Below are 11863 nucleotides of genomic sequence, written 5' to 3' on the forward strand. Positions count from 1 at the left end.
TATATTGTTAAGTCTTTAAAAGCTCGATTAAAGGAAAAGTACCAAGTTGAAGACGATTCCAGTCTTTTTAAAGAAATTGATAATTATGTTAGTTTTCTGAGACGAGAATATAGTGAAAACGGAGTAAAAATTTCTAGTCAAGCTGAGAGAAATGCCAACGTATCGGCAAATAGAGAACGCAGAGTTGGTAATTTCAAAGTAAAAATGCCTTCTTGTTTCAGGTAAAAATGTAAAATCCTACATTTTTTGTATTCATGGGGGGCAAATACTTTTATTTATTTCGATTTTAATAATCTAAAGCGTAATAATTCTTTAAATAAAAATTGATTTATAATATGCTTTATCAAAAGGTATTGCGAAATCTTGTTTGCATCCCTTAAAATTAGTAAAAACAATAAGTTATATGTTGCTAAAAAGCACATGGTGCCCAAAAGAGGATTCGAACCTCCACGCCTTGCGGCACAGGTACCTGAAACCTGCGCGTCTACCAATTCCGCCATTTGGGCTATAAAATTCATCTAAGGTTATGAAATTCTTCTGTCAATGTCATTGCACTTAAATTTTGTCAAATCTTTCAAAAATAGTTTCATTTGCAGTCTCTTGGGGTAACTTTATATACTTTTTTAGATCTCTTATATTTTAGTGTTCTTGTAAAAATGAATTGAAAGATATGTATTTCATGAATTCTAAAATAGAGACCTGCTTCTACTTCAGAAATCAAATTCTTCAAGGGTATCAAGAAGAATGAAGCTGTGCAGAAAAGTACTAGAAATGCTTTGGAAATCGGTACAAGGTATTCTTAATATATTAGGAGATATTGATCTAGAAATTTTAAGTTTCGATTCTTTATTTTACAAACCCTTTTAGGATTTTATAGGTCAAATCAAACCTCTCTTTCACTAAGCAAGTCTAAAGTAATTGATAACAATTATAGGGATTTGCTCAAAATATTAGCATATCATTCAATAAAGCGAGACAAATTACAAAAATTATTAAGAAAACCAAAGAAGTGTGTCAGAAACGAAAATACTCCAAGTTCATTATTTAAAAACGATGGCTACGGTTTTTAAAAGTAAGGTTTATATTTTTTATAGTCATGGAGAGAGCTGTTATTGGACATATTCATTTGAAAGAATTTTCTCTATATGCATTTTAGGAGTTTAAAGCATAATGATTTCTTTTGATTTAATTGTTGAATCACTATTGAATTCATAAATAATAGGAATTCCGGTTTCTAATTCCTGCAACATGATTTCTTCATTATTGAGACCTTCAAGTGCCATAATAAGAGCACGAAGAGAATTACCGTGTGCTACGATAAGAACAGTTTGAGAACGTAAAATATGAGGTTGAATATGATGAAGATAATAGGGCCAAACACGTGCACCAGTATCGCGCAAACTTTCTCCATTAGGGGGAGCAATCGTGTAAGAACGACGCCAGATGCGCACTTGTTCGTCTCCCCATTTTTGACGTGCTTCATCTTTATTCAAGCCGGACAAATCACCGTAATCTCGTTCATTCAATGCTGTATTTTTCACTAAGTGAAGATTTGATTGCCCTAATTGTTCTAAAATATGCTCTGCAGTTTTTTGAGCACGCTGTAAGACAGATGTATAAGCAGTATCAAATTTAAATCCGGCTGCTTTTAAATTTTTCCCTGCTGTTATTGCTTCTTTATTGCCTTTTTCTGTCAACGTTGGATTTTTCCAGCCAGTGAAGCGATTTTCTAGGTTCCATTCGCTTTGTCCGTGACGAATTAATACAAGTGTGCGCCCCACGTTGAAATTCCTATAATGATTGTTGATTATGAAAATTAATCTTTTAATCCTAGAACATCAAGCATTGAATAAAGGCCATTTTTACGTTCTTTTGCCCATAGCGCTGCTTTTAATGCACCATGAGCAAAAATAGAACGTTTTTGCGCAAAGTGTGAAAGAACAATGCGTTCATTTAAACCTGCAAAAGTAACACTGTGATCGCCAATAACTGTTCCTCCTCGTGAGCAGATAAAGCCAATAGTGCCTTTTTTACGTTTACCTGTATAGCCATTGCGTTCGCTAATACTGACATCTTTAAGTGTAACATTGCGTCCTTTAGCTGCTGCATCGCCAAGAAGAATGGCAGTCCCAGAGGGAGCATCAACTTTTTCAGCATGATGCATTTCATAAATTTCAATATCAAAATCGTCAGCCTCTAACGCTTTAGCTGCTTTCTTTACAAGATTGGCTAAAAGATTAATGCCAAAACTCATATTTCCAGATTTGACAATGGTTGTGTGTTCTGCAAAGGCAGCAATTTGTTCTTCCTCTTTTTTATTAAATCCAGTCGTTCCAATAATGTGGATAAGACCTTTTTGGGCTGCATAATCTGCATAAATGATAGTAGCTGCTGGTTGAGAAAAATCTAAAATACACTCTGCCTTAGAAAAGGCCTCTTCAAAATCATCAGTGATGCGAATGTTCAGTGAGTTTGAACCAATCAATATGCTCGCATCTTTTCCTACAAAAGGTGATCCTTTGCGTACAATTGCAGCACTCAGTTTTACATCTTGCCTACCTTGGAGCGCTGTAATCAGTTCTCTTCCCATTTTTCCATTAGCACCAACGACTGCAAGGCGCATATTTTTCTCCTTATAATATTCTACTTTTAAATTATAGGCAAAGTTTCTTTTTTTCAACTGTTTTTTTATTTATATAAGGATAAGGAAACATCTTTATATAGTGTTTTATTACAGATTGCTGAGTTATTTTTTCTCTTATTTTGTTATTTTAGTTGTTATAATGATACCCTAAATTTGCTTTTGAAAGATTATTATTTCCTTTTAAAAAAGGGAATCTTCATTTGATATTAAAGAGATAGAAGTTTCCAATCTTTTTAGAAAGAATGGTAGTGAAACAATGATGAGAGTTTCAGAGATAAGCTTTGCATAAAAGGTATAGGATTGTTTAAAGCGGATAGAATATTTATGTATTACAACGGATCTAAGCGAGAAAGTAATCTCTCGTTAATAATGAATATATGTTTTTCAATGATTGATTTGATTTATACTGTTGTTTTCATAAGCGCTTTTGTTGGAAAATTGAAGAAAAACTTTCTTTATATGAAAGCAGTTTTTAAGAATGGTATGCAATGGTTCAATAGATATCACTTTTAATAAAAGATTAGACTATATGCTTCTAGTTAAAAGTCGAGATCAGTATAATGAGAACTAGGCGCAATTCCCCGAATGCGATCCATTAAAAGAGGTCGAAAAGAAGGACGAGATTTAATTCGCGTATACCATTCACGAGCTGCAGGAAAAAGTTTCCAGTCAATTTCTGCTAAAAAGTCAAGTACTGAAATAGAAGCTGCAGCTGCTAAATCGGCATAAGATAGTTCAGATCCAGCGAGCCAATCACGGGATGCACAAAGCCACTCTAGGTAATTCATATGTGACGGAATATTAGCGCGAGCATTGCGTAAAATTTGCGAGTTAGGTGCTCCACCACCAAGAGTTAATGGCATTTCACGTTTATAGATTCGTTCTCGTACAATATGGCGGGTCGCTTCATTTTCAAATTTGTTTAAAAACCACTCAACAAGGCGGCGTACTTCGGCTCGCTCTAAAGAAGTTTCGGGGAAAAATCTCTTTTCTTGCCGTAAACTACCACGTGTTTCGTCTAAATACTCGTAGATTACAATGGCACCTGATAATGGAACTTCACGTTCAGCAAGAAGGACTGGTAAATGTCCTGCTGGATTAAGTGCAAGAAACTCACTCCTCCTTGCCCATTCATGTTCTTCAATGAGTTGAGTAGCCACAACATATTCTTCAAGAACAATGCGTATAAAACGGGAAGCAGAAGAGAGAGGATAATGGAAAAGTGTTAGCATAATTTATACGATCAGATAAAGTCGATGGATTCTTTCAAATAATAAAATATTTTTATAAAAACGTTTGGCTATAAGCGCAAGACTATTAACCATTACTAGCTATATTTATAATACATTGATTAAAGATATATTGTTATGTAATGGCTTGTATAATAGCTGCGCGTAATTCTTCTAAACCAGAAGCTTTTTCCGCTGAAGTTACTAGAATTTCAGGATAAGCTGCTGGATGTTTAAGAAGTTTGGTTTTTGTCATTGTTATTAAAGCTTCAAGCGTATTGAATTTTATTTTATCACTTTTTGTTAAAACAATTTGATAAGAGACCGCTGCTTTGTCAAGGAGATTAAGGGTGTCAGTATCGTTTTTTTTTATTCCATGACGTGAATCAATCAAAACATAAACACGTTTGAGTGTTGTACGACCGCGTAAATAGTCAAAAATTAAATGTGTCCATGCATTAATGAGATTTTTTGGAGCTTCAGCAAAACCATAACCTGGCATATCTACAAATGCTACAGGAGGAAGATTGTGTGTTTGTTCATTAAAACCATCGGGTATGAAGTAATTTAATTCTTGGGTACGTCCTGGTGTATTAGACGTACGCGCTAAATTTTTTTGTTGAACTAATGCATTGATAAGAGAAGATTTTCCAACATTGGAGCGTCCTGCAAATGCAATTTCTGGTGGTCCTTCGGGTGGTAGAAATTTCATTGTAGGTACACCACGAATGAAAATCCAATTGCGGACAAAAAGTCCAGAAAGGTCAGGATATTGCGTCATTTGTTTATTTCTTTTTTAGAATCTTTTTGCACAATAGCTTTCAGATTATCAAAAAATTCAATTTTGACGCCTTGACATTTCATGATGATACTTTGCTGAATAATTGATAATATATTGTTCCATGCCCAATAGATGACAAGGCCAGCTGGGAAAGAAGCAAGCATAATGGTGAAGATAATCGGCATCCATCTAAAAACGATAACTTGTGTTGGATCTTGAGGAAGCGGATTCATCTGCATTTGTAGGAACATTGTTATCCCCATAATTAAAGGCCATGCTCCTAGAATAAGAAATGTTGGTACAGCATAAGGCAATAAGCCAAATAAATTAAAAATAGAAGTTGGATCAGGTGCTGCTAAGTCTTGAATCCACCCAAAGAAAGGTGCATGTCGCATTTCAATGGTAATATAAAGAACTTTATAGAGAGCAAAAAATATAGGGAATTGAATCAGTATGGGCCAGCAACCTGCAAAAGGATTAATTTTTTTAGTTTTATACAATTCTATGATTGCTTGTTGTTGTTTATTCCGATCATCTGCGTACTTTTCTTTAATTTCTAGCATCATTGGCTGTATAAGTTTTAGACGTGCTATAGACTTATAAGATTTATGAGCAAGTGGGAATAAAAGTATCTTTAAAAGTACTGTGATAAGAAGGATAGCAACCCCAAAATTTTCTGTATATTTATAAAGTATGTCAATAAGAGCAAACATCGGTTTGGTAATGAAATCGAACCAACCCCAGTCAATGAGAAGACTAAATTTATTAATTTTTAATTGATTTTGATAGTGATTAATGATTTCAACTCGCTTTGCACCAGCAAAAAGACGGTTGGTAATGGTTTTTGTTTCATGGGGTGGAACTGTTAAGAGCGCACTTTGCAGATCAGATTGATAATGGGTATTTAATCGATCAAAATAAACAAAACGGCTTGTATATTCTGTGTCTTGTGGAGGAATAACTGCTACAGCCCAGTATTTATCGGTTATACCAATCCACCCTCTTGTAATGTTAGGGAAAATCACACTTTTCTGACCATTTTGAGGATTAGGGCTAAGTTCTGCTAAAGCTGTATATTTTTCAGTTTTAAGCGAGTCACCGGCAATACCAATCATACCTTCATGAAGTAAATAGGTTGCATTTGTATCTTCTGGTGGGGCAGCGCGTGCAATTCGAGCATAAGACGAAAGATATACAGGGCTATTACTTTCATTGCTAATAGAATCTTTAATGGTAAACATGTAATGTTCATCGACTGAAAAAGTGCGGTGAAAAATTTGTCCCTGTCCATTATTATAGACTAAGGTGATGGGTGTTGAGGGTGTTAATGTTGTATTATCACCTTCAAGTTGCCATTTTGTATTGGATTGTGGCAAGGCCTGTGCTGGTAAGGATGAACTCGTAAAACCGAATTCAGCAAAATAAGTTGTTGGAAGCCCGTTAGGATTCAACAGAATAATTTCAGGTGATTTTTTATCTACTTTGAGGCGATATTTTTTGAGCAGAAGATCGTCAAATTTCCCACCAACAAGATTAATAGAGCCTTCAAGTTCATTGGTTTTGATCAAAACACGGTTTGTTTTGGCTAATTCTGCTTTACGGATTTCAGGTGTTATAGGACGATTGGCTACAGGTACTGTGTCATTTGTCGATGCATTATGAGAAAAATATGGATCATTTGTGGGAAGTGCTGCATTATGGTTTGATAATTTTTGTGTAGTTATTTTTGATTCTTGTAATTTTGCTTGTTGAGGAACAATGTACAAAAAATGCCATGCAACGAAAACCACAAAAGATAGCCCAATGGCGATAAAAAAATTACGATTATATTCCATCTATATTATCCTACTGCCGTTGTGTTTTTCGTTTTATTCGTCGGCTTAATTCATTAATGAGAGATGTGAAAGGTGCATGGAGAACATTACGATGGCCAATAATAACATAATCAGTTCCTGCTTCCATCTCATTTACTAGTCCAACTCGAACAGCTTCGCGCAGACGTCTTTTAATACGATTACGTTGGACAGCGTTGCCATTTTTTCGTGTGACAGCAAAGCCTACACGTGCGGTAAGAGGACCTTTGGTTTTTGCTGTTTGTTCACGGGGCTTTATTTCAAGTAAAAACAAAGGACCACGCCGCTTTTCTCCTGTGCGTGCAGCCAAAAAATCTACTCTCTTGCGAATGCGACAAGGGTGCTTTTGTTTCATATAAAAGATTCTTTGCAGTTTTGCTAAATGCTTATTCTATAAATCTGTATATTTGATCTTTATATACAAAAGCAAATATTCTGGTTCATTGGTGAAATTGATAATTAAGCAGATAGCCGCTTGCGACCACGAGCACGCCGAGCTGCAATAATTTTACGTCCACTAACGGTTGCCATACGAGCACGGAAACCATGACGACGTTTACGAATAAGCTTAGAGGGTTGGTAAGTACGTTTCATTTATTTAAATACCGTGGTGTACGGCCCTTCTTGGTTCTATTATATACTTGATAAATAAATTCATTTATCAAAAATTTCTAAAGTGAACACCGTTTTCAATAAAAGAAAACATGAAAAAAGTCAATTGTAGAGTCTTTGTTAGAAATGTGAAAACAAACTGTTATTGAATGTGCATTGAGTTCGTTGTTTTATCGAGAAAATGATGATATAATTTGGATATGCAATAAATTCACGTGCATTTATAATGCGTCCTAAACGACCAAGAGTCGAGAGTTTAACAAGTTTTTCTACTTTTTCAGATAAAAGTTTATCAAATTTTAAGCAGCAGAAAGATTATCTTGTGCTCTTATTGACGTATCTTTTTGCGATCAGCATATGCTCTTTGTGTCCAAATAAGCTTCATAGATTATTTATTTCTATTTAGTTTACTTTGGTTGCTAGGCACCATTTTTCTGCTTCTGCTTTGAAGCCTTCAGAAGATATTATAGGGCCTGCATTAGCAGAATTTATTCTAAGTTGCACCTGTTTTCTAAACCATAAATTATGTGCACTTTTTTCTTTTTGTTCTTTTACAATATCACGCATGTAATCTCGCAACAGTTGTACATCAGATCTATCATATGCTTTTGCTGCTTTGGAAAATTTATTTTTTAGTCCATCATCAATGGGAAAGTTCACTGTTGTTTCAGTGATTTCACTCCTACGTTCTGTAGGACAATATAATTAAAATGTAACACATTAGAATATGATCAAAGAAAATGATCAATTATCCTATCATTAATTTATCTTCGTTTTTATATGATAATGAAAAATTGAAATAATTGAAATGTAAGATAAATTCTGTATTGTTTTTGTATTAAGAAAGAAGGATTTTATTTTTCATAGTTTTATATTTTAAAATTGTTTGTTTTCAAATTATCGGATGCATTGTGCTTTTGAATACAGTATCATTGTTTTTAATAAGAGAGAAATTAGGTAGGCGGTTAATTTGAAAATTTTTCATCCTTATTGCCGTATTATCTAGCATTTGTACAGAGAGGAAAGAGCGTGGTTTCTATTACACGCGAGGCAATCCGCAAAGAATTACATAAAGTTAAAGGCCCTAATTTTGAGAGTGATATTGTATCATTAGGACTTCTTTCAGAAATATTTATTGTTGATGGAAAGGTCTTCTTTTCGATTACTGTTCCTGATGGATGTCTGCAGGAATTTGAATCATTGCGTTGTACTGCTGAAGAAGTTGTGTCTGCTATGGAAGGCGTTAAAAGCGTTATAGTTACGCTTACAGCAGAAAAAAAATCGAAGACATTTTCTTCTCAGGTCAATAAAAATACAACTGTTCATGGGCCAAAACGTAAAGTAGGTGGTGCTTTACTCAGGAAAACACCGATAGAAGGTGTGCGACATGTCCTTGCAGTTGCTTCTGGAAAAGGAGGCGTTGGTAAATCTATAATGGCGATGAATATTGCATTAGCTTTACAAGATGCTGGTTTTAAAACGGGGTTAATGGATGCAGATATTTATGGTCCCTCTCTGCCACGTTTGACAGGACTTGTTAATCAACAACCAGAAATGATTCATGGTAAAAAGCTACAACCTCTTGAAAAATTTGGTCTCAAATTAATGTCGATGGGTTTTTTGATTGAAGAAGAAAAACCGATAGTATGGCGTGGGCCTATGGTAATGGCTGCGGTAACTCAATTACTGAGAGATGTTTTATGGGGGCCTCTTGATGTTTTGGTAGTTGATATGCCTCCAGGGACAGGAGATACGCAATTAACGCTTGTTCAACAGGTTCAGTTAACAGGGGCATTGATTGTTTCGACTCCACAAGATTTGGCTTTGATTGATGCGCGTAAGGCTATAGAAATGTTTATGAAAGTTGAAGTTCCTATTTTAGGGGTTATTGAGAATATGAGTTATTTTATTGCTCCTGATACTGGAAGACGCTATGATATTTTCGGTTATGGTGGAGCACGATCAGAAGCAGAAAGTCGGGGAATTCCTTTTTTGGCAGAAGTACCACTTGATCCAGTTTTACGATCTTCTTCAGATGATGGGGTGCCCATTTTTGTTGCTGATCCTGGAGGAGAACATGCCCAACTTTATCGTACAATAATTCACCAGGTGAAAGATAAACTTTCTTGAATTTTTATTTTTTCGTATGGTTCATTGAGACCGAATAATGATGAAACCTAAGGGAGTATTTTTATGAAAGCGACAGTGGATGGACGTCTTATTGTTGGGTTAGATGTTCCAGATATGAAGCAAGCAGAAAAAGTAGTTACACAATTAGGTGATTATATCAGTTTTTATAAAATTGGTTATCAATTTGTTTTTTCTGGAGGGATGGAATTCGTTAGAGATCTTATTCAAGCGCGAAAAAAAGTCTTTTTTGATATGAAACTCCTAGATATTGATTATACGATTGCGAAAGCTGTAGAAAATATTGCAAAATTGGGCGTTTCAATGCTAACGATTCATGCTTATCCAACAGCTATGCAAGCAGCTGTTTCAGCTGCTCAAGGAAGTGACTTATGTTTGTTGGGGGTGACGGTATTGACATCAATGGATGAAGTTGATCTGAAAAATGCCGGTTATAAAGAGAATATAGCAGATTTGACAGTTAAAAGAGCTGAACAAGCTCGAGAAGCAGGGATGGGTGGAATTGTTGCATCAGCCCGTGAAGCAGCCAATTTGCGGAAGATTATTGGAACTGATATGGCCTTAGTAACGCCAGGGATTCGTCCTGCAGGAAGTGATAAGGGTGATCAAAAACGTGTGATGACTCCGAGGGAAGCATTAGATGCTGGTGCAAGCCATCTTGTGGTAGCACGGCCGATTGTTCAGGCGATTAATCCTTTAGCTGCCGCTAAAGCAATTTTAGCAGAAATGGCTGGTCATCATCAGTGAAAGCTATCGGTGTAATCTTGTAGAATAAGAGAAGACCTAGGCTAGGATAAAGGAAGAGCATGAGTGAAAAGGCGTATTTTATAGGTTCTCACGCTTATTCTGCACCTGTTATGGAACAAGGGCTTTATTTGGTAGCAACCCCTATTGGCAATCTTGCAGATATAACCATTCGTGCTTTACAAGTTCTTGCAGGAGTTGATCTTTTAGCTTGTGAAGATACACGAGTAACGCGTATTTTATTGGATCATTATGGTATTCAGAGAAAACTCTTTCTTTATCATGAGCATAATGCACAAAAAGCACGATTGAAGTTGTTAGCAGCGTTGGCAGAAAATAAAACGGTGGCACTTGTATCAGATGCTGGAACTCCTCTTATTTCTGATCCTGGATTTAGATTGGTAGAAGAAGCACGGAAAGCAGGTCATAAAATTATTCCGATTCCTGGTGCATCAGCTCTTTTAGCAGCGCTTATAACGACAGGTCTTCCTACGGACAGTTTTTTCTTTGCAGGCTTTTTGAGTACAAAAAAAACGCAACGTCAGAAGCAGTTAGAACAATTAAAGGCTGTGCCTGCAACTTTAGTTTTTTATGAATCGCCTCACCGCCTTTTAGAAGCGTTACAAGATATGGTTCTTATTTTTACAGCTGATCGTCCAGCGGCCATATGTCGTGAATTAACCAAAAAATTTGAAACAGTGGATGTTTCTACTTTAGGAAATTTAGTTGAAAACTATCAAAAGAAAGATCGTATTCGTGGGGAAATTGTTGTACTGGTTGGAGAAGAAACCAATTCTTTCGAAGCAATAAGCCCTCATGAAATTGATAAGATATTGCTAGACTTAGCAGGTGTTCATCCTGCAGCCAAAGCGGCTGCTTTAGCTGCAAAAAAAACAGGGTATAAAAAACAGGAACTTTTTCAGCGTTTAACTCTTTTAAAGGGAAAAAGAGATGAATCAACAAAAACGTAGACGAGTCTCTTTTTATTGGGGTATTCGTGCAGAAAAATTGGCAGCTTGGTGGTTGCGTTTGAAAGGATTTCGTATTGTTCAAAGGCGTTTTAAAACAAAATGTGGTGAAATTGATTTAATAGCAAGACGTGGAAATCTTGTTTTAATTGTTGAAGTTAAAGCACGTTCAACATTGGCTGAAGCAATGACTGCTGTTTGTCGAACAAGTGAAAAGCGTATTGAGGCGACAGCTGATATTTGGCTTGCTCAACAAAAGGATCATTCCCTTTTATGTGTGCGTTTTGATTTGATTGCAATTTTGCCATGGTGTTGGCCTCATCATGTGCCGGCATTTTTTGAGCCTTCTCAATAAATATATTTCACCATAGTTGCCAAAGCTATTCTGTCTTATATGCCTATAGACTGAGAGAGAAGAAGAGATATTTCTCAAGATGAGGACAAGTATGGATGATTATGAAAAGTTTGCAACGGGATTACTCGTTGTTTTTGGAATGCTGATTATTAGTGGTTTAATAGCAGCGCATATTGTGGCTATGAATAAACCGGGCTTTTTGTTTGCATTATTGGCGGCTATTATTGGTTGGTTTTCTGCTTTTTCAATTTTATTAGATAAACCTAAAATTTATTTAGGAATGATTATTCTTGCTATTTTATCTGTTGCTGCTTCTATTGGCTATTATATTCAATGAAACAGATCACGCTAAAGTGATTTTTATGTGTATGCTCGCCTATCTGTTAGGATGCATTGTATACACAGATAAGAGATTTTTAAAGATAGGAACAGAAAAAGAGTATGTTCATTTTTCATCACGCTCTAATGTTTAGATTAAGCTATAGAGGTTTTTATAGAACAAAGTTTGTTTTCGAAGAAATGATCTATT

Annotated in this window: 14 protein-coding genes and 1 tRNA gene; 6 read left to right on the plus strand and 9 right to left on the minus strand. The window is 35.6% G+C overall.

The window, feature by feature from the left end; all coding sequences use genetic code 11:
• On the plus strand, positions 1 to 225 hold a 225-nt coding region (locus tag O99_RS06985; RefSeq protein ID WP_035006840.1), incomplete at its 5' end, for a hypothetical protein.
• Between the two features lie 196 nt (positions 226 to 421).
• On the opposite strand, the gene O99_RS04815 is transcribed toward O99_RS06985, so the two are convergent.
• The 9 genes from O99_RS04815 to O99_RS04860 form a co-directional block, all read right to left on the minus strand.
• A tRNA-Leu gene (locus O99_RS04815) sits at positions 422 to 506 on the minus strand.
• 654 nt (positions 507 to 1160) lie between these two features.
• Positions 1161 to 1781 carry a 2,3-bisphosphoglycerate-dependent phosphoglycerate mutase gene (locus O99_RS04820; protein WP_035006841.1) on the minus strand — a complete coding sequence of 207 codons (621 nt, stop codon included), beginning with the start codon at positions 1779 to 1781 and terminating at the stop codon, positions 1161 to 1163.
• A gap of 35 nt (positions 1782 to 1816) precedes the next feature.
• Positions 1817 to 2623, minus strand: coding sequence for a 4-hydroxy-tetrahydrodipicolinate reductase (dapB, locus tag O99_RS04825; RefSeq protein ID WP_035006847.1), 807 nt, complete (start codon positions 2621 to 2623; stop codon positions 1817 to 1819).
• Positions 2624 to 3183: 560 nt separating this feature from the next.
• Positions 3184 to 3876 carry a glutathione S-transferase family protein gene (locus tag O99_RS04835; RefSeq protein WP_035006849.1) on the minus strand — a complete coding sequence of 231 codons (693 nt, stop codon included), beginning with the start codon at positions 3874 to 3876 and terminating at the stop codon, positions 3184 to 3186.
• Positions 3877 to 4009: 133 nt separating this feature from the next.
• On the minus strand, positions 4010 to 4654 hold the full coding sequence (gene yihA / locus O99_RS04840) for a ribosome biogenesis GTP-binding protein YihA/YsxC (RefSeq protein ID WP_035006852.1): 645 nt from the start codon (positions 4652 to 4654) through the stop codon (positions 4010 to 4012).
• Positions 4651 to 6489 (minus strand): membrane protein insertase YidC, encoded by a 1839-nt coding sequence (gene yidC, locus O99_RS04845; protein WP_035006854.1) that lies wholly within the window; start codon positions 6487 to 6489, stop codon positions 4651 to 4653. The genes yihA and yidC overlap by 4 nt, the downstream gene beginning before the upstream one ends.
• Positions 6490 to 6499: 10 nt before the next feature.
• Positions 6500 to 6862, minus strand: coding sequence for a ribonuclease P protein component (gene rnpA, locus O99_RS04850; protein ID WP_035006856.1), 363 nt, complete (start codon positions 6860 to 6862; stop codon positions 6500 to 6502).
• Between the two features lie 104 nt (positions 6863 to 6966).
• The gene (gene rpmH / locus O99_RS04855) at positions 6967 to 7101 is read right to left on the minus strand and encodes a 50S ribosomal protein L34 (RefSeq protein WP_035006857.1); all 135 of its coding nucleotides are present in this window, start codon (positions 7099 to 7101) and stop codon (positions 6967 to 6969) included.
• A 420-nt stretch (positions 7102 to 7521) separates the two neighbouring features.
• A complete protein-coding gene (locus O99_RS04860; protein ID WP_235692224.1) occupies positions 7522 to 7779 on the minus strand; it encodes a hypothetical protein in 258 nt (85 codons plus the stop codon).
• Positions 7780 to 8148: 369 nt separating this feature from the next.
• Here O99_RS04860 and O99_RS04865 point away from each other — a divergent pair, with 369 nt between their 5' ends.
• The 5 genes from O99_RS04865 to O99_RS04885 all read left to right on the plus strand — a co-directional run bounded on the left by O99_RS04865 (position 8149) and on the right by O99_RS04885 (position 11671).
• Positions 8149 to 9249 carry an Mrp/NBP35 family ATP-binding protein gene (locus tag O99_RS04865; RefSeq protein ID WP_035006860.1) on the plus strand — a complete coding sequence of 367 codons (1101 nt, stop codon included), beginning with the start codon at positions 8149 to 8151 and terminating at the stop codon, positions 9247 to 9249.
• A gap of 63 nt (positions 9250 to 9312) precedes the next feature.
• Positions 9313 to 10014, plus strand: a complete 702-nt coding sequence (gene pyrF / locus O99_RS04870) for an orotidine-5'-phosphate decarboxylase (RefSeq protein ID WP_035006862.1) — start codon at positions 9313 to 9315, stop codon at positions 10012 to 10014.
• A gap of 59 nt (positions 10015 to 10073) precedes the next feature.
• The gene (rsmI, locus tag O99_RS04875; RefSeq protein WP_035006864.1) at positions 10074 to 10982 is read left to right on the plus strand and encodes a 16S rRNA (cytidine(1402)-2'-O)-methyltransferase; all 909 of its coding nucleotides are present in this window, start codon (positions 10074 to 10076) and stop codon (positions 10980 to 10982) included.
• On the plus strand, positions 10963 to 11334 hold the full coding sequence (locus tag O99_RS04880) for a YraN family protein (RefSeq protein ID WP_035006865.1): 372 nt from the start codon (positions 10963 to 10965) through the stop codon (positions 11332 to 11334). Before rsmI ends, O99_RS04880 begins: the two co-directional genes overlap by 20 nt.
• A gap of 91 nt (positions 11335 to 11425) precedes the next feature.
• On the plus strand, positions 11426 to 11671 hold the full coding sequence (locus O99_RS04885) for a hypothetical protein (RefSeq protein WP_035006866.1): 246 nt from the start codon (positions 11426 to 11428) through the stop codon (positions 11669 to 11671).
• The last annotated feature ends 192 nt before the right edge of the window (positions 11672 to 11863 follow it).

Source organism: Bartonella rochalimae ATCC BAA-1498, from assembly GCF_000706645.1.
Classification (GTDB): domain Bacteria; phylum Pseudomonadota; class Alphaproteobacteria; order Rhizobiales; family Rhizobiaceae; genus Bartonella; species Bartonella rochalimae.

Bases quoted from the DNA above. Each gene is read 5' to 3' on its own strand.
- O99_RS04885 (WP_035006866.1), top strand. From the start codon at position 11,426: ATGGATGATTATGAAAAGTTTGCAACGGGATTACTCGTTGTTTTTGGA.
- pyrF (WP_035006862.1), top strand. From the start codon at position 9,313: ATGAAAGCGACAGTGGATGGACGTCTTATTGTTGGGTTAGATGTTCCA.
- yihA (WP_035006852.1), bottom strand. From the start codon at position 4,654: ATGACGCAATATCCTGACCTTTCTGGACTTTTTGTCCGCAATTGGATT.
- O99_RS04880 (WP_035006865.1), top strand. From the start codon at position 10,963: ATGAATCAACAAAAACGTAGACGAGTCTCTTTTTATTGGGGTATTCGT.
- rsmI (WP_035006864.1), top strand. From the start codon at position 10,074: ATGAGTGAAAAGGCGTATTTTATAGGTTCTCACGCTTATTCTGCACCT.
- yidC (WP_035006854.1), bottom strand. From the start codon at position 6,489: ATGGAATATAATCGTAATTTTTTTATCGCCATTGGGCTATCTTTTGTG.
- rnpA (WP_035006856.1), bottom strand. From the start codon at position 6,862: ATGAAACAAAAGCACCCTTGTCGCATTCGCAAGAGAGTAGATTTTTTG.
- O99_RS04835 (WP_035006849.1), bottom strand. From the start codon at position 3,876: ATGCTAACACTTTTCCATTATCCTCTCTCTTCTGCTTCCCGTTTTATA.
- dapB (WP_035006847.1), bottom strand. From the start codon at position 2,623: ATGCGCCTTGCAGTCGTTGGTGCTAATGGAAAAATGGGAAGAGAACTG.
- rpmH (WP_035006857.1), bottom strand. From the start codon at position 7,101: ATGAAACGTACTTACCAACCCTCTAAGCTTATTCGTAAACGTCGTCAT.